Source organism: Streptomyces sp. NPDC042259, assembly GCF_055582085.1.
The window spans coordinates 722,032-739,984 of the sequence record NZ_JBVJDW010000002.1; the positions used below are offsets into that span (position 1 = coordinate 722,032).

At 72.6% G+C, this 17,953-nt stretch carries 14 protein-coding genes; 5 read left to right on the forward strand and 9 right to left on the reverse strand.

From position 1 onward, the window contains the following. Positions 1-42 precede the first annotated feature (42 nt). Positions 43-933, forward strand: a complete 891-nt coding sequence (gene thpD / locus ACZ6MA_RS07585) for an ectoine hydroxylase (protein ID WP_469431849.1) — start codon at positions 43-45, stop codon at positions 931-933. Here thpD and ACZ6MA_RS07590 read toward each other — a convergent pair. From ACZ6MA_RS07590 to ACZ6MA_RS07625, 8 genes are all read right to left on the reverse strand, one after another. Then, on the reverse strand, positions 893-2,005 hold the full coding sequence (locus ACZ6MA_RS07590) for a hypothetical protein (protein WP_469431851.1): 1,113 nt from the start codon (positions 2,003-2,005) through the stop codon (positions 893-895). The two genes, thpD and ACZ6MA_RS07590, sit on opposite strands and share 41 nt — an antisense overlap. 83 nt (positions 2,006-2,088) lie before the next feature. Further along, a complete protein-coding gene (locus tag ACZ6MA_RS07595; RefSeq protein ID WP_469431853.1) occupies positions 2,089-3,009 on the reverse strand; it encodes a methyltransferase domain-containing protein in 921 nt (306 codons plus the stop codon). Positions 3,010-3,062: 53 nt separating this feature from the next. Then, positions 3,063-4,052: an ornithine carbamoyltransferase gene (locus ACZ6MA_RS07600; RefSeq protein WP_469431854.1), complete on the reverse strand. Its 990-nt coding sequence runs from the start codon at positions 4,050-4,052 to the stop codon at positions 3,063-3,065. Positions 4,053-4,122: 70 nt separating this feature from the next. After that, entirely contained in the window at positions 4,123-5,160 is a 1,038-nt protein-coding gene (locus ACZ6MA_RS07605) for an ornithine cyclodeaminase family protein (RefSeq protein ID WP_469431855.1), read from the reverse strand. A gap of 141 nt (positions 5,161-5,301) precedes the next feature. After that, the gene (locus ACZ6MA_RS07610; RefSeq protein WP_469431856.1) at positions 5,302-6,237 is read right to left on the reverse strand and encodes a diiron oxygenase; all 936 of its coding nucleotides are present in this window, start codon (positions 6,235-6,237) and stop codon (positions 5,302-5,304) included. After that, complete coding sequence (locus ACZ6MA_RS07615) at positions 6,234-7,301, reverse strand: pyridoxal-phosphate dependent enzyme (protein WP_469431857.1); 1,068 nt, start codon at positions 7,299-7,301, stop codon at positions 6,234-6,236. Before ACZ6MA_RS07615 ends, ACZ6MA_RS07610 begins: the two co-directional genes overlap by 4 nt. A 278-nt stretch (positions 7,302-7,579) precedes the next feature. Then, the gene (locus tag ACZ6MA_RS07620; RefSeq protein ID WP_469431859.1) at positions 7,580-8,959 is read right to left on the reverse strand and encodes an MFS transporter; all 1,380 of its coding nucleotides are present in this window, start codon (positions 8,957-8,959) and stop codon (positions 7,580-7,582) included. A 416-nt stretch (positions 8,960-9,375) separates the two neighbouring features. Beyond that, positions 9,376-10,287 carry a polysaccharide deacetylase family protein gene (locus tag ACZ6MA_RS07625; RefSeq protein ID WP_469431860.1) on the reverse strand — a complete coding sequence of 304 codons (912 nt, stop codon included), beginning with the start codon at positions 10,285-10,287 and terminating at the stop codon, positions 9,376-9,378. Positions 10,288-11,169: 882 nt separating this feature from the next. Here ACZ6MA_RS07625 and ACZ6MA_RS07630 point away from each other — a divergent pair. The 3 genes from ACZ6MA_RS07630 to ACZ6MA_RS07640 all read left to right on the forward strand — a co-directional run bounded on the left by ACZ6MA_RS07630 (position 11,170) and on the right by ACZ6MA_RS07640 (position 16,040). Then, positions 11,170-13,056, forward strand: a complete 1,887-nt coding sequence (locus tag ACZ6MA_RS07630; protein ID WP_469431861.1) for an NHL repeat-containing protein — start codon at positions 11,170-11,172, stop codon at positions 13,054-13,056. 141 nt (positions 13,057-13,197) lie between these two features. Further along, entirely contained in the window at positions 13,198-13,425 is a 228-nt protein-coding gene (locus ACZ6MA_RS07635) for a hypothetical protein (protein WP_469431863.1), read from the forward strand. 182 nt (positions 13,426-13,607) lie between these two features. Further along, entirely contained in the window at positions 13,608-16,040 is a 2,433-nt protein-coding gene (locus tag ACZ6MA_RS07640; RefSeq protein WP_469432283.1) for a SpoIIE family protein phosphatase, read from the forward strand. A 93-nt stretch (positions 16,041-16,133) separates the two neighbouring features. Here the strand turns inward: ACZ6MA_RS07640 and ACZ6MA_RS07645 are convergent, their stop codons facing one another. After that, positions 16,134-17,018, reverse strand: a complete 885-nt coding sequence (locus tag ACZ6MA_RS07645; protein WP_469431864.1) for a sigma-70 family RNA polymerase sigma factor — start codon at positions 17,016-17,018, stop codon at positions 16,134-16,136. A 104-nt stretch (positions 17,019-17,122) separates the two neighbouring features. Between ACZ6MA_RS07645 and ACZ6MA_RS07650 the strand changes: the two genes are divergently transcribed. Next, the gene (locus ACZ6MA_RS07650) at positions 17,123-17,884 is read left to right on the forward strand and encodes an SDR family oxidoreductase (RefSeq protein WP_469431865.1); all 762 of its coding nucleotides are present in this window, start codon (positions 17,123-17,125) and stop codon (positions 17,882-17,884) included. The last annotated feature ends 69 nt before the right edge of the window (positions 17,885-17,953 follow it).

Consider the following 17,953-nt stretch of genomic DNA (forward strand, 5'->3'; position numbering starts at 1 on the left):
CCTGTTTCCGGGATCGCGCACGACCCGTATCCCACCCGCTACGTGACCGAGTCGGTGCCCGTCGGCCGGAGCCACCCCGTCGTCTGGAGCGCCGCCGGGGCGCCCGGTGGGGGCCCGTTGGACGCGGACGACCTCGCCGCGTACGAGCGTGACGGCTTTCTCGCCTTCTCGGCGCTGCTGACGGGTGATCAGGTCACCGCGTGCCGCAGAGAGATAGGCCGCATAGGCGGTGACGAAACGTTACGCGGTACCGAGCGGGTGGTGCTGGAGCCGGACTCCGCGGAGATCCGCTCGGTCTTCGAAGTGCACGCGCTGTCCGAGGTGTTCGCCGAGGTCGTCCACTCGGACGCGCTGGCGGGCATCGCCCGGCAGATCCTCGGTTCGGAGGTGTACATCCACCAGAGCCGGGTGAACTACAAGGCGGCCTTCGAGGGTTCACGGTTCGGCTGGCACTCCGACTTCGAGACCTGGCACTCGGAGGACGGGATGCCCGCGCCCCGGGCCTTGAGCATGTCGATCGCCCTCACGGAGAACATGCCCTACAACGGCCCGCTGATGATCATTCCCGGTTCGCACCGGACCTTCGTACCGTCCGTCGGCGAGACCCCCGAGGACTACCACAAGCTCTCGCTGCTGGGAAAGAACCTGCCGGCCGGGTCCGCGGACCGGGCCGGGGTGCGGGCCCTGGCCGAGCGGCACGGCATCCGGCAGTTCACCGGTGCCCCGGGGTCGGCCGTCATGTTCGACTGCAACTGTCTGCACGCCTCCAGCGGCAACACCTCGCCCTTCCCCCGCACCAATCTCTTCGTGGTCTACAACAGCGTCGACAATCCCCTCGGCGTCCCCTACGCGGCACCCCGGCCCCGCCCCGGGTACCTGGCCAGCCGTGAGGTCACGCCCATCCCGCGGCAGAGCCGGGGCTCCGGGCGATGAGCCGGGCCACCTCCCGCGTGGTGTAGCCGCGTTCGAAGTGCCGGGGCTCGGAGAGCATCAGCGCACCGAGGGCGAGCAGGGTGTGTGCGTACTCCGCCATCGTGCCCGTCCAGGCCGTGGCGTCGAGCATCCACGGTGCGGTCTCCGCCGGCAGATCGGCCGTGCCTTCGCGCAGGAGCGTCTTGGACAGCTTCGCCCCGGAGTCGGAGAGGACCACCGGGGTGAACAGGCGCGGCGGCAGTACGGCGCCGGGGTAGCACAGGAACGCCTCGTCCAGGAGCCGGCAGCCCGGTGCCCAGTCGGCCCCTTTGACGATGACCGGGAGGGCGTCGGGGTCACGGGCCGCGACGCGCTCCTTGACCAGATTGCGGTGCAGGGTCGTCAGTCCCATATAGGCGTCGGTGTCGGGCGAGACGTCCACCAGGTACTTCCCGTGGTCGAGGCAGACGGCCGCGAAGCGGGCCTCCCCGGCGTCCGCCGACAGCACTTCCGTGTCCTCGCCGTACTTCTGCGACCATCCGCAGCGCGGGCAGGGAAAGCTCACCGGCACCGTGCCGGTGGAGGGGGCGAGTATCCATCTCAGGGTGTCCATCATGCCCAGCGAGATCAGGAACTCCTCACGGAACGCGGCCTGTGACTGCTGGCGCGTATAGGTCTCGACCTCGTAGGGAACACCGGTGGCGGCGGACAGTTCGTCGAAAAGGGCACCGTAGTAGAGCCGCACCAGTTCCCGGACGCGGTGTTCCCCGATCGTGTGCCGGAAGGAACGTTCGTAGAGGGAGCCCGTCTCGGGGCACACCCTGGTCTCGCACGGGGAGTTGTCGAGGGCGCCGAACCGGAGCGCCGCCGCGACGCCGAAACGTTCCCTCGCCGCGGCGGCGAGCTGGAAGGCGGCGGTCTGCATGAGGTTGGTCCCTAAGTGGGGGGCACCGTTGATCTGCACTCCGGCGTGCAGGACCACCCGGTCGTGGCCGGTGGCTCTCAGCCGGGCGTGGAGGAAGTCGGCGCTGTGCAGCACCGCGTGGGCGGTGACGCTGACCGGTGAGACGGGTATGGGGCCTGGTGCTTTCACGACGGACTCTCCGCCTTTCTCTCGTACTCACTGCCTCTCGTGTGCGCGCCGCACTCGTCGTCCCCCGCCGGCCGGGGCCCGTTTCACCAGTGGTGACGTACGGTGGCCGGCGGCAGGTCCAGGACCCGCAGCCGCTCCGGCCGGCCTTCCGGGCGCGGCTCGTCCAGGGTCTCCAGGCGCGAGGTGCGCGAGCGGGCCGCGGTCCGCAGCAGCTCCAGCAGCCCGTCCGCGGTGAGCCGGCCGGGCGCCGGGGACGCGTCCGCGCCCGCCCACCGGCAGGCGAGGCCGACGATGAAGTAGGCGGGCGGCGCGTGCTCCGTCCGCCACAGCACGGCCTCACCCCGCTCCTCCAGGGCGAGGACCTGTTCCATGTGGCTCAGGGTGAACTCCCCCAGCGGCAGCGGGCACAGCGTGACGGATTCGACGCGGTATCCGGCCGATTCCAGCAGCCGCACGGCCTTGCGCGGGGTGGAGTAGCTGCCGATGGTGAAGCCCAGGTCGGCCTGGAGCGCCCGGCCGTGGCCGAGGATCGCGGGGGCCCATTTGAGGCCGTCCGTACCGCCGCCGATGGACCGGCGCCGGTCGTCGGCGTGCGCGGCGAGGGGAACGTAGGGCGGGTTGCTGGTGACGACCAGCGGCCGGGGCAGCGGGGCGGGCGCGGTGGCCAGCAGCTCCTGGGTGGACAGCTCGGAGAAGTCGCCCTGGGCGATGGTGACCCGGTCGCCGTCCCGCGAGGCGTAGTGCTCGGTCGCCCACTTGACCGTCTCCGCTCCCGCGTCGACACCGTGCACCCGGGCCGCTCCGGCGCGGGCCATCGCGGCCGCGGCCGCCCCGCTGCCGGATCCCAGGTCCAGCACGGAACAGCCCTCGGTGATGAGGTCCTGGGCCACCCAGACGCCGATCTCGGTGTCGGCGGGCTCGAAGAACACCTGCGGGGAGGTGGGCGGAACGAAGTCGTCGGCGCGCAGGTGCTGGTAGTCAAGGACACGGGAGACGTTCGGCATGGGGCCTCGATCCGGGAGGTGGCGGGCGGGGTGCGGAGAGGGGGTGCGCGGGGTCAGCCGTGTGGTCCTGCCGCCCATTCGAGGATCGCCATCGCACCGGTCAGCTTCATCGCCGCCTGTGTCCAGGCCAGGGACCGGGGGCCGTCGAGGACGTCTCCCGCGACCTCGTCGCCCCGGTGGGCGGGCAGGTCGTGCATGAACGACGCCTGGGGCCAGCGGCTCAGCAGCGCCTCGTCGACGTGGAAGGGGCGGAAGGTCTCCCGCCAGGACGCGTCGGGCTTGGCGGTGCCGGTGGTCTGCCAGCGGGTGGTGTAGACGACGTCCACCTCGTCGGGGGCGAAGGCGAGGTCGTGGATCTGCCGCACCTGGGCTCCCGCGCCGTCGGCCCGTCGTACCGCCGTCGCCAGGGCGTCGCCCGGCAGCCCGTATCCGGCGGGGGTGGCGAGGGTGAGCCGGGCCCCGGGAACGCCCGCGAGGCCGTGGGCGAGGGCGACGGCCGTGTTGTTGCCCTCGCCGACGTAGAGCACCCGGATCCCCGCGAGGTCGCCGAAGGTCAGCGCGAGCGTCGCGAGGTCGGTCACGCCCTGGCTCGGGTGCTCCTGGGCCGCCATGGCGTTGACGACCGGCAGCCGGCCCTGGCGTGACAGCTCGCGCAGCTCGTCGAGGGGGCCGGCGGTCCGGGCCACCAGGGCGTCGAGCATCGAGCCCAGCACCCGGCCGGTGTCCCCCACCGACTCCCCGGTGTTGAGCTGCAGATCGCCCGGGCCGAAGGTGACGGGGGTGGCGCCCAGCCGGATGGCGCCGACGGTGAAGGCGGTACGGGTGCGGGTCGAGGTCTTGGTGAAGAGCACGCCCACCGCCTGGCCGTCCAGCGGGCGGTCGTGGGCGTGGCGGTCGCGGAACAGTTCGACCGACCGCCCGGTCAGACTCGTGATCAGCTCTGGTGGCAGCTCGGCCAGCGAGAACAGGCCCCGCGCGTGCCCGGGGCCCTGCCGGTCGTGGGTGTCGCCCATGAAACCTCGCTCGTCGGAGACGGAACTCATCGGATGGCGCGGGGACGGGGAAGAAAGACGGGAGGGAAGCGGGGCCGGTGGCCGGGGGTGTGCGGGGTGGTCAGTAGAGGGTCAGTACCTGCCCGTAGCCCCGTTCCACGGCGACGCGGTGGACCTCCCCCAGCAGGCCGACGTCCAGCACCGACATGCCGAACGGATTGCTGATCACATGCCCCGTGGTCGGCCGGATCGCGGGGCGTTCGCCGGTGAGCACCTGGCCGAGCGTGCCGTCCAGGGCCCGTGCCCCGCCCCGCACGTCGGCGTCCGCCCGGGCGACGACGTGACCGTCGCGCAGCATCCGGCCGAGGATCCGGCGCGGGTTGTCCGCCACGAGGTCCACGTCGTCGACGAACAGGCCCTGCGCCGTGAGGAAGACGTCCGGCAGGAGATCGTCCAGGGAGACGTGGGCGACGAAGGTGCCCGGGACGAGCCATCCCGCGGGCAGGTAGCCGCGGTCGGTGGTGGTCGTGGTCACGACCACGGGCGCCGCGCCCACGGCCGCCCGCGCGCGGTCCTGGACGTGGACCTTCAGCCGCGGATGGTGCTCGCGCGTCCACTGCGCCAGGGCTTCGGCGCGCGGCGCGGCGGTGTCGTGCAGATGGACGGATCCGACCTGCGGGAAGGTGCGGGTGAGGAGGTCGATGTGCGCGCGGGCCAGGGTGCCGCAGCCGATGAGCGTCATCGCGTCCCACCGGCTCGGCCCGAGGTACGCGAGGCTCACCATGGTGTACGCGGCGGTCCGGGCGGCGCTGAGCCAGCCCGCCTCGGCCAGCAGCACCGGGCGCGCGGTCTCGGGGTCGAAGACCATGCCGATCCCGCCGGCCCGTTCCCGGCCGTGCCCGGGGTTGCTGGTGGCCGCGTTGATCAGTTTCACTCCCAGGACGGGCGGCCCGTCGTCCCGCTCCACCGCGCCGAGCATGGCGAGGGAGCGGCAGTACGCCCCTTCGCCGTTGGTCCACGGGAGGTATCCCTCGGGCGGCAGCGTGGTGCGCCCCTCGGCCTGGCGCCGCAGCACCCGTTCGACGACCGCGCAGGGGTCGACGTCCGCCATGCAGGCCAGCACCGCGCTCCGGTCCAGAAAGAGCAGATCTTCCGTCATCCGTCGCCTCTCGACTGGGCACGGGCCGATCCGGACGATCGCCGCCGTGCTGGTGTGTCAGCTTCCGTACGTCTCGGTCGTTCTCGATCGGCTTCGATCGTTTTCAGGGTGCGGGACGGGCGGGTCCGGGGTGGCACGGTCTCAGCTCCGGTCGGGCAGCAGCTCCGCCGCCTCGAAGGCGGCCCGGCCGCCGGGCACGTCCAGCGCACCCACCTCCTCGAACAGCCGGACGGCGTGCCGGGCGGCGGTCCTGATGCCCGCGTTCACCCGGCCCGCCGGATAGGCGTCGCGGACGACTTCCTCCACGGCCGCCGGTGACAGCCCGGCGGCGCCCAGTGAGGCCCGCACCGGACGCAGGTCCGGCAGCAGGCTGGAGCGGATCAGCTCCGGCAGGCAGCGCGCGACGCGGCCGCGCGAGGCGGCGGACTGCTGGGCCCACAGCTCACGGAAGAACCGGGAGAAGAAGACGTGGTGCCAGCCCTCGTCGCGCGCGTGGTCGCGGACGACGTCGCGGACGACGGTGAGGACCCGGGGGTCCTTCGGCACGTCGTTGAGGATCGCCGTGATCAGCGTTTCGAACACCACGACCTGGAGCAGCTGGGCGAGCACGGGCTCGTCGGGCAGCGCCTGTTCGCCCACGTGGTCGAGCCGGTCGAGGAAGGGTTCGAAGTCGTAGGGGGCGGGGGTGATGCCGGACGCGGCGGAGATCTGGTCGATGATGTCGAGGCTGTACAGGGAGTGGTAGCCCTCGTCCACGTAGATGCGGTAGGCGTCGAGGCGGGCCGGGGTGCCCGTCTCGACGCCGCTGCGGCCTCCCGCGATGCGTTCCGCGGCCCGGTTGACCACCCGGGTCTCGAACTGGGCGGTGAAGCCGAGGTACTGGAAGAGATGGCGGGCGAGCAGCTCCGCCCGGCGGCGCTCGGGCAGGGCCCGGACCAGGGGGTGTTCCCAGTAGGGGACCAGGCCCGGCGGGAAGAAGTACCGTCCGGTCGAGAGTTCGCCGCCCAGCCGGCGGCGCGGCCCGGAACGCACTCCGGCCCGGTCGTACCATTCGCGTTTGGGCTCCGCCGCGCTCACGGCGTCGACTCCTCTCGTGGGGACCACGGTGGCGGAGCGGCGGGCGGGGGGTGGTCGCGGGTGGCCACGATCTCTATGCCCCGGGCGACGTCCACCGGCTCCAGCCCCTTGCGTTCCCGCCAGAGAGCCGAATAGACGGTGTCGAAGTAGCGGTCGGCGCCGTCCGGGCACAAACAGGCCACACTGTCGCGGCGGGGCGTGGCGCGCAGCAGCTTCAGCGCCGCCGCGATCACCGCGCCCGAGCTTCCGCCCACTCCCATGCCGGTGCTCTCCGACAGCCACAGGCACGCGCTGACCGCTTCCTGCGGGGTGATCCACAGGGCGGGGCGGTAGCCGTCGGGCAGGAAGGTGGAGGGCCGGCTCGCGCCGATGCCCGACAGCACGCGCCGCCCGGAGACGCCGCCGAGGGCGGCCGAGCCGACCACGTCCACGCCGATCAGCTCCCACTCGGGGCGGAAGGCGGCCACGTAGTCGCGGAAGCCCGCCAGGGTGCCCCCGGTGGACACCGCCACCAGGACGGACATGGGCCGCCCGCCGGTCTGCGCCCACAGCTCGGGGGCCGTCCCCCGGGTGTGCGCCCGGGGATTGGCCGGATTCACGTACTGATTGGGCCAGACCAGCCGGGGCTGGACGCGCAGCCGCTCGCGGATGAAAGCGATCCGGCTGAGCAGATAGCCGCCCGCGCCGTCGGGCTTGTCGACGGTGACCACCCGCCCCCCGAGCGCGCGCACGGCGTCCACGACCGACGCGCTGCTGCGCGGGTCCACCACGGCGGTGAAGGGCACGCCGTGCGCCGCCGCGACGGCCGCGAGGGCGAGGCCGAGATTGCCCGAGGTGGACTCCACGATGCCGATTTCCGGGTCCACCCGGCTCTCGACGTCCTGCCACAGGGCGAGTGCGGTACGGCCTTTGACGGAACCATGCGGATTGTGTGACTCCAATTTCAGCCACAGTGTTCCGGGAATACCGTCGACGGAAAGCTGAACATTGACAACCGGTGTGATGGGCGCCGGAGATCCACTGTCCCTCGGCGGATTCTCCTGACCGTCCGCCAAGCCCGCCAAAACTCCTCCTCGGGTACTGCTGGACCGACGGTCCGCAATCCGGGAAACGATACCCCCGGATCCTCGAATCTATTTCCGGGGGACGCGTGCTGCAAGATGGCGAACTCGCCACCTTTATTCGGGGAGGAGCCATGACAGCCGCATAATTCCCTGGACTTGAGGTGTCGTCAGGACGCTTGGGCGACACGTCGAACACGCGGCGGTCCCGTGAGACGCCATTCGTCCCGTGGCCGAAATCCCCGCCCGTTCACCCGGCAACGCCGGCCGGGCCGCCGCCCTCAACGGGGAGTCTGGTCCGCCGTGTCGTCGAAGGGCCGGGCCGGGCCCCGCAACCGGTTCGCCGCCGACGGCCCGACGCCGTCGCCCACCGGCGCCCCCGGGACCGCGGCATCGGTCGCGCCGACGGGAAGCGGAGCCTGTGGCACGGGACGGGACGGCAACGCCCGGGTGCGGTACAGCCACACCGCCGCCGACGCGGAGACCATCCCGTAGCCCAGGCAGCACATCCAGGGCAGCCACGTGTGCCCGGTGGCCCCGGCCACGTCCATGGCCCAGCCGACCGCGGCGTTGCCGCCGGTCGCCACCAGCCCGGAGAAGACGTAGAACAACCCGTAGTAGGTGCCGGTCAGCCGCTCACGCCCGAATCTGGGGATGAGGTCCATGACCGCCGGCTGGGCGATCATGAGCCCCAGATAGAGCATCAGCGACCCCGTGATCATGACGACTATCCGCGAAGCGGACTCCGCGAAGCCGTGCGGGGGCGCCGCACCGCAGATCAGCAGCGGTGGTGTGAACCCGAGCCCTATCACCGCGAGCCCGGCCCCCACCCACCGCGCACCACCGCCGCGCCGCGCCAGCAGCCGGGTGATCCGGAGCTGGAAGAGCATGTTGGCCACCGCGCCGGTGGCGAGCAGCATGCCCGCCGCGCCCTGCCAGCCGGACGCCTGCCGCGCCCCCGCGGGGAGCAGCAGGTAGAGCTGGTTCTCCATGGCGAACATGCCGGTCATGGCGAACGCGAACACCACGAACCGGCGGTCGCCGAAGACCTCGCGCCAGTCCGCCAGCACCGTGCCCCGGTTGCCCGGCACCCGGTACGTCGGCAGCAGGAACACCTGGGCGCCGGTGAGCAGGGCGAAGACCACGGCCGCCGACAGCGCGCAGAGCCGGAAGTCGATGGTGACCAGCAGACTGCCCAGGAGCAGCCCGACCAGCGAGGCCGCCGTCGACGAGACGGTCAGCAGCGAGAACGCCTCGGCCTTGCGCTCGCCCGCCTCGAGCGCGACGTAGGCGCGCATCGCCGGGTAGAACATCGCCCCGGCGAGACCGCTCAGCGCGGACGCGCCGAGCAGCAGCGGCAGGGAGTCCCCGACGGCGAAGAGGGCGAAACCCACGGCCCGCAGGGCACAGCCGCAGATGATCACCGCACGGGGGCCGATCCGGTCGGCCGCCGAACCACCGAGGAGGAACAGCCCCTCCTGGCTGAGGTTGCGCGTGCCGAGCACCAGCCCGACCAGCGCGGCCGACATCCCCAGCCCCTGCCCCAGATATTCCGCCAGAAAGGGAATCAGGAGGTAGAAGCCGACGTCCACCCCGAACTGGTTGACCAATAGCAATCGCAATGCGAGCGGAAACTCGCGGACCGCCTGTAGAGTCCTCATGAATATTCCCTATTCGACCCGAACGGGAGAGATGAACACCCGGGCCGAGTGGGCGGCTCTGCGCCCAGCGGGTGTGACGTTGCGCGAAGCGGCGGGGACGGCGGCCGGGGCGGCCATAGATTCCGCCCTTTCAAGGGTCGGAGCGCCCCGGCGTCTGGCTCGTCAGCTCGCTTTACCGTTCAGGAGAACGGTCGCACTCGTGGCCTGAGTCGGCGGTGGATCATATGCTTTTGCAGTGCATTCAACGGCTCCCCGCCATGCTTGGAAGAATACCCGTCGGACACTTTAGCAAAGCAATCGCTTGCTCGATAGGGCGCGTTCCGGTGGTACTTCACCGCCGACGCCACCGATCTGTTTTCACGGGAGTCATCGAATTTCACTCCCGGATTTTCCTTCGAGCACGGGAACCCGCGTACCTACGAACTGGCCTCCGACCGGTCCTTCACATACGCGGCGACTTCCGCGTGCGTGGCGTACCAGATGCCGTCGTGACCGGCGATGTGCTCCAGCAGCTCTTCCAGCACCACCATGCGGGACCGGTGACCGATGACATGCGGGTGCATGGTCATCTGGAACAGCCCGCCCTCGGCGTACGCGGCGTCGAACTCGTCCCGCCAGATACCGACCACGTGACGCGGCATCGCGTACGGACGAAGAGCGGTGTACCGGTCCATCGGGAAGTAGATCGCGTCGTCGCGGATCCACTCCGGCGGGAGTTCCACCATGCCCGTGGGCTCTCCGTCGGCGACGATCTCGTACGGGTCGTCGTCGGCCATCAGCGAGGAGTCGTACAGCAGGCCGAGTTCACGGCTGATCGCCAGGGTCGCGTCGCTGAAGTCCCACGAGGGCGTACGGATCCCGACCGGGCGCTGACCGCTGAGCCGCTCCAGGGTGTCGGCGCAGCGGAACATCAGGTCGCGCTCGTTCTTGGGGTCCAGCTCCATATTGCGTTCGTGGATCCAGCCGTGGATGCCGACCTCGTGGCCCCGGTCGGTGTACCCCCGCGCCTCGTCGGGGCGGAGCAGGGCGCACACCGCGGGCATGAAGAACGTGGCCGGAATGGAACGCCTCTCCAGCATCGCCAGAATCCGCGGCACCCCCACCCGGGCACCGAACTCGCCCTGCGAGAGCTTGCCGGGCTGGGTCTGGCCGTCCCGCAGCGGTATCGACTCGTGGTCGGGATCGAAGGAGAGGGCGACGGCGGCCTTCGCACCCCGCGGCCAGACGGCGGGCTTCAGGCTCCGCCCCGCGCGAACCCGTTCGACGTGCCCCCGCCACTCGTGCTCCTCCCACTGCCAGGGAAGCCTGTCGGATGCGGCTGCGGCCATGGTCGGCTCCTCGTCCTCGATGGGGCGTGCGTTTGCGCTGCGCTGTGGTGCGCTGTGGTGCGCTGTGCGAAGGGGGGCCGTGCGGGGCGGCCTGGGCGGCCGGGGCCGGGGGAATGGCGCGGGCCGCTCGGTGCCGGGGGTAGGCCCGGGCCCGACGGGCCGCGGTGTCGACGGTGACCCACGGCCCGCCGGGCCGACGGGAGCCGGTGCCGTTCGGTTCGGTCGGGCGTGCGCGGGCACCGGGCTTCCGCCGTCATGGTGACAGGGCGTCAGGTCCGGGTCACGAGCGCGAATGCGCCACGTTACGCCTGGCCGGCGGTTCCCCGACGACGGGCCTTTCTTGCCGCCTGCGGCGGCGGAGCGCCTCTCGCCTGGCCGGCGGTTCCCCGGCTGCCTGCCGGGTTTGCCGCCTGCGGCGGCTAGCGCCCTGCGGGCGCGTCCTCAATCGCCGGACGGGCTGAATTCAGCCCGTCCGGCGATTGAGGACCACCGCCGCGCAGCGGTGGTGCCGACAACCTCCGGCGGTTCTTCGACAACCGGCCCGTCTCTGCCCGCCCACGGCGGCCAAGCTGGATTGGGCTGACGCCAGCCAAAACCAGCCCGTCCGGCGATTGAGGACACCGCCGCGCAGCGGTGGTGCCGACAGCCTCCGGCGATTCTTCGACAACCAACCCGTTTCTGCCCGCCCACGGCGAAGGTCACGGCAATGGCCGAATGCGGCCCGGGCCCGGGCGAAGGGCTGTCGGTGGTCGGCGGCGATGCCTACCGTGAGTCCGCGGCCGGATCCGGCCGCCTCACGACAGCCTCGTCAAGAGTGACCACCTCCGCCCCGCCCCCAGGGCGGAGAAGCGCACCCGCCCCCAGGGAAGAGGAGAGTCGACCATGATGGACGCCGCGGCGGAACGCGTCATCATCACCCTCGCCGGCACCGGAAAAGCCGGCTCCGGCGGTGACGGCGGGCCCGCCTCCCGCGCGGAACTCGACCAGCCCCGGGCCGTGGCAACGGACCGCACAGGCGCCGTGTACGTGGCGGAGTGGAAGGGCCACCGGATCCGCCGGATCTCCCCGGACGGCACGATCACCACGATCGCCGGCACCGGCAAACCCGGCTTCGGCGGCGACGGCGGCCCGGCCGTGGAAGCCCTGCTGAACGAACCCGGCGGCCTCGTGCTCGACGAGGAGGGGAACCTCTACCTCGCGGATTACTGGAACCACCGGATCCGTAAGGTCTCCCCCGACGGGATCATCACGACCGTCGCCGGTACCGGCGAGCCCGGTCACGGCGGTGACGGCGGCCCGGCCGGCCGGGCGCTGTTCAACGAGCCCCGAGGGCTGGCCCTCGACGGCCAGGGCAATCTGTACATCGCGGAGTGGAAGGGCCACCGGGTCCGGCGCATCGGCCCCGACGGCGTCATCAGCACCGTGGCGGGTACCGGCGAGCCCGGGTTCGGTGCCGACGGCGTCCCGGCCACGACCGGCGCGCTGCGCAACCCCATCGATGTCGCGGTCGACGGCGCGGGCCGGCTCTACATCGCCGATTGCTGGACGCACCGGGTCCGCGCGGTGGCCCCGGACGGCATCATCACCACGGTCGCCGGCACCGGCCGGCCCGGTTACGACGGCGACGGCGGGCCCGCGACCGAGGCCCGTCTCCACCAGCCGCGCGGCGTCGACCTCGACGGCTCGGGGAATCTGTACGTGGCCGACTCGCTGAACCAGCGCATCCGCCTCCTCGCCGCCACCGGTGTCATCACGACGGTGGCGGGCGGTGCCGATCCCGACCACGACGAGGACGGGGCCCCGGCCCTGGGCGCCGAGCTGTACTTCCCGCGCGCCCTCGCCGTCGACGCGCGGGGCGACCTCGTCGTCGCCGAATGCGACAGCCACCGGCTCCGCAGGATCACCACCGTGGCCGGGGCGCCAGCGGTGGCCCCGGCCCGCGCGGACCGGGGCGGGGTACGGGTGGAACCGGTCGCCCCGCCGACGGTCCAGCGTGGTCACGAGTTCGGGCTGGGCGCCAGGATCAGGACCGAGGCCCAGGCACAGGCCCCGGCGCCGCTCGACGGGGCGGACATCACCGTGGAACTCGTCCTGCCGGACGGGCTCGTCACCGCGGCGGACGCCACCCGCGGCCCCGTCAGGCGCACCTACCCGGGCGGGCACCCGGCCTCGGCGGCGGGCGGCTCGCTCGACGGCGTCTTCCAGGTCCGGGCGGCCGAGAACACCCCGCCCGGCCGCTACGAGGCGGCCCTGACCGTCCGTCACGGCCGGGGCCCGGCGACCTACGAGACCGTCCACGCGCTGTCCGTGGTGGTGGCCGCCCCCCTGCCCGTCGCCGACGAGCACGCGTTCACGGTCCTTCAGGAGAACGTGCCTCAGGCAGCGCCCGACCGGTCCGCCGCGCTCAACGTGCTCTACACCGCCCCCGCCGGCCGGCCGGTGAACCCCGGGCGGATATCCCAGCGGTTCACCGCGCCCACCGGGTTCGTCTTCGAGGGCCGCCCGCTCTTCCGGTACCCCCACGCCCCGCACGGCGTCCGCCCCAAGCGGGTGGGGTACCGCCTGGAGAACAACGGCAGGACGCTCGTCGTACTCGCCAACCCGCACGTCAACACCGTCGACGCCGACCGCGGGGGCCTGGTGTGCACCCTCCCGCTGCGGGCGCTGCCGTCCGCCGCCCCCGGCCACTACGCGGACGGCGCGGCCGCGATCGGCGGCCTCGCCCCCGTACCACTCCTCGCGACGGTCCTCGCGCCCGGCGCGCCCTGACCCCGGACGGCGGCGGTCTCGAACGGCGTTCCGGGTCTCCTCCGGCGCACAGGGTGGTGGGCCCTGGGGGGTTTCCGCCGGACGTGCGCGGTAACGCGCACAGAAGGCTCATCCTCGGAGAACTCTCAGAAGGAGCCCCACATGATCGCGGTCGCCCTGCTCCTCCCCCCGCTCCTGCTCTGCGGGGTCCTCGCCCTGGGGCATTACGAGGAGCGTCTGCTGCGCCGCCCCGCGCCGCCGCCCCAGGCCCCGTCCGGGCGCCATCTGCGGGCCGTGCCCGACCTCCCCGTCTGGGAGCCCTCGGTACCGTCCGAGGGGACGGGGAGCACCCGTGGCACCGGTGCGGGCCGGGGCCGGCACGCCGCCTGACCCCTCTCCCCGGTCCGCCCCGAGGGCCCCGGTGGCGCCTGTCCACCGGGGCCCTCGGGCGGGCCGGGGTCCTCGCCGGGCGGTACGTGAGGGGCGCCGAGCCCGGACACCCGTCACTGTGGAAGGACACACCCGGCTGGAGCCGACGGCCACGGAAGGAGGGCGGAGTGACGGGCGCACCGATGAGGCTGTTCAGCGAGAGCCCGGAGGACCCGTTCTCGATCGACCACGCGGCGTCCGCGGTACTGGACCGCCGGGGAACCGTCGTGGGCTGGGGACGGCGCGCCGAGGAGCTGCTGGGCCACCGCGCCGACGAGGTGCTCGGCCGGCCCGCGGTCGAGGTCCTGGTGGATCCCGGCGACCGGGACCGGGTCAGGGAGGCGGCCGCGGCGTGCGTGCGGGCCCGCGGCTGGTTCGGCGTCGTGCCCGTGGCCCATCGCGACGGCCGTGCGGTCCGGATGGGGATCCGGGCCCGCTGTGTCGACCGGGAGGGACCGCTCACCGAGTGGTTCCTGGTCGGCGCGCCCGCCGACGGCGTCGTCCAGTGGGAAACCGACCGCTCGGTCCTGGAGGGGCTCTTCCGGCGCTCCCCCATCGGGCTCGCCGTCCACGCCCCGGACCTGCGGATCCTGCGGGTCAACCGGGCCATAGCCGGTATCGGCGGCATCCCGCCCGAACTGATCCGGGGCCACCGGATCGGTGACTTCCTGGTGGACGAGGACGCGGCGACGATCGACGCCCGGCTGCGGCAGGTCCTCGAGACCGGCCGCCCGATGATCTTCACCGAGCAGTCCTGCCGGCTGCGCACCGACCCGTGCCGGGAGCGGTACGTGTCGGTCTCGGCGTTCCGGCTGGAGGATTCCACCGGAGAGGTACTGGGCGTCACCCAACTCGTGGAGGACGTCACCGAGGGCCATCGCGCCCGGCTGCGGCTCGCCCTGATCAACGAGGCCGGCGCCCGTATCGGCACCACCTTGGACGTGGGGACGACCGCCCGCGAACTGGTCGAGGTACTCGTCCCCGAGCTGGCCGACTGCGCCACCGTCGATCTCCTCGAACCCGTCAGCCGTGGCGAGGAGCCGTCCCAGGACGGCTACGGGCCGGTCCGCAGGGAGGCCGCCGAGTCCGTCGTCCCCGGCACGGAGGGCGTCCTCAACCCGGTGGGCGCGCTCATCAGCTTTCCCCCGGACACCCCGCAGGGCAGGTGCCTGGCCGAGCTGCGCCCCGTCCTGGTGTCCCAGGTGAACGGCCCCGCCGGCATGTCCGCCGTCGCACAGGAGCGCGCCGCGGGCGCCTCGTCCCTCGGCGTCCACTCCGTCATGATGGTGCCGCTGGCCGCCCGGGGCCTGCTGCTGGGCTTCGTGACCCTGTGGCGGGCCCACAACCCCGAGCCGTTCGAGAGCGACGACCTCACCCTCGCCGACGAGTTCGCCGCCCGCGCCGCGATCTGTATCGACAACGCCCGCCGCTACACCCGGCAGCACCAGGCCGCGCTGTCCCTGCAGTGCCGCCTGCTGCCGGGCGACCTGCCGGAACTGCCGGCCGTCGACGTGGCGCACCAGTACATCCCCGCCGGCGCGGTGGAGGGCGTCGGCGGGGACTGGTTCGACGTCATCCCCCTCTCCGGGGCGCGGGTCGCCCTGGTCGTCGGTGACGTCATCGGGCACGGCATCGACGCGGCGGCCACCATGGGCCGGCTGCGCACGGCCGTCCACACCCTGGCCGAACTCGACCTCGATCCCGAGGAGGTCCTCTCCCACCTGGACGACCTCGTGCACCGGCTGGCCGCCGAACAGGAGGTCAACAGCCGGGACTTCCCCAACGACCAGGTGACCGGGGCCAGCTGTCTGTACGCCGTGTACGACCCGGTGTCCGGGTGCTGCTCCCTGGCCCGCGCCGGTCACCCGCCGCCCGCGCTCGTCAGCCCCGAGGGGCGGGTGAGCTTTCCCGACCTGCCCACCGGTCCGCCGCTCGGGCTGGGCGGGCTGCCCTTCGAGGGCACGCGGATCGATCTGCCGGAGGGCACCCTCCTCGCCCTCTACACCAACGGGCTGATCCACACCCGGGGTTCCGACATGGACGCCGCGCTCGCCCGCCTGTCGGAGGAACTGTCCGGGCCCGCCCGGCCCCTGGAGGAGACGTCCAAGGCCGTCGTGGACGCGCTGCTGCCCGCCCAGCCCACCGACGACGTGGCCCTGCTCCTCGCCCGTACCCGGGTCCTGCCGGCGGACCGGGTCGCCACCTGGACCCTGCCCGCCGAGGCACAGGCCGCCGGGCAGGCCCGCGCCCTGATGACCGGGCAGTTGAGCACCTGGCGGCTGGACGAGATGGTCTTCGCGACCGAACTGATCGTCAGTGAACTGGTCACCAACGCCTACCGTTACGGCGGCGGCCCGGTGACCCTGCGGCTGATCCTCGGCCCCACCCTCATCTGCGAGGTCTCCGACACCAGCAGCACCGCCCCTCATCTGCGCCGTGCCCGGAGCACCGACGAGGGCGGCCGCGGTCTGTTCCTCGTCGCCCAGCTCACCGAGCGGTGGGGCACCCGCTACGGACGCGAGGGGAAGACCGTCTGGACCGAGCAGTCGCTGCCCTCCGGCCCTCCGGCCGGATGACGCGGGCGGGCACCGCGGCCTTCCTCGGCGTGGCCGCACGAGCCGGCCGTGGCGGTGGACCCGCGTCGTCCACCGCCACGGCCCGCTGTGCGGTCAGGCGTCCAGCACGGCGATCTCGAGCCGGCCGAGACGCTCCGGTTCCGCGATCACGTCGATCGCGGTGATCCGGCCCTCCGTGATCGTGAAGAGGAGTACCAGCGACAGCCGTCCGAGCGGGGCCATCGCGAGTCCGACCGCTCCGTCGATCAGCGCCGTGCCGGTGAACCGGGCGCGGCCCATGGCGGCCATCGCGCTCCTGGCCACGGTGCGGCCACCCTCGATGACGATGGGTGCGGGGCTGGGGACGACGGCCTTGTCGGCCCGGAACACCACACCGGGGTGGAGCAGACCGACCAGGGCGTCGAAGTCCCCGCCGCGCGTGGCGGCCAGGAAGGCGTCGACGACGCGGCGCTGACGGGCCAGGTCGGCGTCGGGCACCGGGGTGCTTCCCTTGACCCGGCGGCGTGCGCGGCTCGCGAGCTGCCGCGTGGCCGCGGAGGTCTTCTCGATCATCGGGGCGATCTCGTCGAAGGGCACGGCGAACATGTCGTGCAGCACGAAGGCGAGGCGCTCGGCCGGCGTGAGCGTGTCGAGCACCACCAGCAGCGCCAGCCCGACCGAGTCGGCCATCAGTGCTTCCCGCTCGGGGTCGCTCCCGTCCTCGAGGCCGGTGACCGGGCCCGACAGCGGGATGTCGAGGGGGTCCTCGCGCCGGTGCTCGCGCGAACGCAGCATGTTCAGACACACGCGCGCCACCACCGTGGTCAGCCATCCACCGAGGTTCTCCACCTCGCCGGTGTCGGCGCGCGTGGCCCGCAGCCAGGCGTCCTGGACGGCGTCATCGGCCTCGCTGAGCGAGCCGAGCATGCGGTAGGCCACCGCTCTCAGACGAGGCCGGTGCTCCTCGAAACGGTCGGTCAGCCCATCGCGTTCGTCCACCGTGTCACATTCCTTCGTCGCCGGGGGTCATAGCAGCAGATACACAAAACACCGCTGAAGGTACCGGGAAACCCACCCCGGGCCGAACGAGTTTGGGAGCAGTCATGACGGCATCGATCCTGGTCACCGGTGGTACGGGCACGCTGGGCAAGCACGTCGTCCCCCTCCTGCGCGACGCGGGCCACCCGGTGCGGGTGCTCAGCCGGCACGGCCGGGAGCCGGGCGACGGCATCGAGTACGTGACCGGTGATCTGCTGAAGGGCGAAGGCATCGAGGCCGCGGTGGAGGGGGTGGGGACCGTCCTGCACCTCGCGGGTGGCCCCAAGGGGGACGACGAGGCGACCTCGAACCTGGTGCGGGCCGCGTCACGGGCCGGTGTGAAGCACCTGGTGTACATCTCCGTGATCGGCGCGAACACGATGCCGATCGGCTACTTCAGGGCCAAGCTGGGCGCCGAACAGGCCGTTGCCGGCTCCGGTATCCCCTGGACGACGCTGCGAGCCGCGCAGTTCCACGACCTCGTGCTGACCGTGGTGCGGAAGATGGGAAAGATGCCGGTGGTGCCCTGCCCGGGCGGGCTGCGCTTCCAGCCGGTCGACTCGCGGGAAGTGGCGGAGCGGCTCGTGGAGCTGACGCTCGGCGAGCCGTCCGGTCTGGTGCCCGACCTGGCCGGGCCGACGGTGTACGGGATGGCCGAGCTGGCCCGCGGCTACCTGCGGGCGTGCGGCAAGCGCCGGCCGATGATGCCGGTGCGGATGCCCGGAAAGGTCGGCCGCGCGTACCGGGCCGGTGAGAACCTGTCGTTCGAGGGCGCCACGGTGGGCCGGCGCACCTGGGAGGACTTCCTGGCCGAGCGGGTCGGCTAGGCCGTGGGGTCGATCGCCGGGGCGCCCCGCGGGCGGCAGGGGCCCCGGCCGAAGTCCCGCCGGGCGGGC

Excerpts from the sequence above, each read along its gene's own strand:
- ACZ6MA_RS07595 (WP_469431853.1), bottom strand. The coding sequence starts at position 3,009 with ATGCCGAACGTCTCCCGTGTCCTTGACTACCAGCACCTGCGCGCCGAC.
- ACZ6MA_RS07600 (WP_469431854.1), bottom strand. The coding sequence starts at position 4,052 with ATGAGTTCCGTCTCCGACGAGCGAGGTTTCATGGGCGACACCCACGAC.
- ACZ6MA_RS07605 (WP_469431855.1), bottom strand. The coding sequence starts at position 5,160 with ATGACGGAAGATCTGCTCTTTCTGGACCGGAGCGCGGTGCTGGCCTGC.
- ACZ6MA_RS07620 (WP_469431859.1), bottom strand. The coding sequence starts at position 8,959 with ATGAGGACTCTACAGGCGGTCCGCGAGTTTCCGCTCGCATTGCGATTG.
- ACZ6MA_RS07625 (WP_469431860.1), bottom strand. The coding sequence starts at position 10,287 with ATGGCCGCAGCCGCATCCGACAGGCTTCCCTGGCAGTGGGAGGAGCAC.
- ACZ6MA_RS07630 (WP_469431861.1), top strand. The coding sequence starts at position 11,170 with ATGATGGACGCCGCGGCGGAACGCGTCATCATCACCCTCGCCGGCACC.
- ACZ6MA_RS07635 (WP_469431863.1), top strand. The coding sequence starts at position 13,198 with ATGATCGCGGTCGCCCTGCTCCTCCCCCCGCTCCTGCTCTGCGGGGTC.
- ACZ6MA_RS07640 (WP_469432283.1), top strand. The coding sequence starts at position 13,608 with ATGAGGCTGTTCAGCGAGAGCCCGGAGGACCCGTTCTCGATCGACCAC.
- ACZ6MA_RS07650 (WP_469431865.1), top strand. The coding sequence starts at position 17,123 with ATGACGGCATCGATCCTGGTCACCGGTGGTACGGGCACGCTGGGCAAG.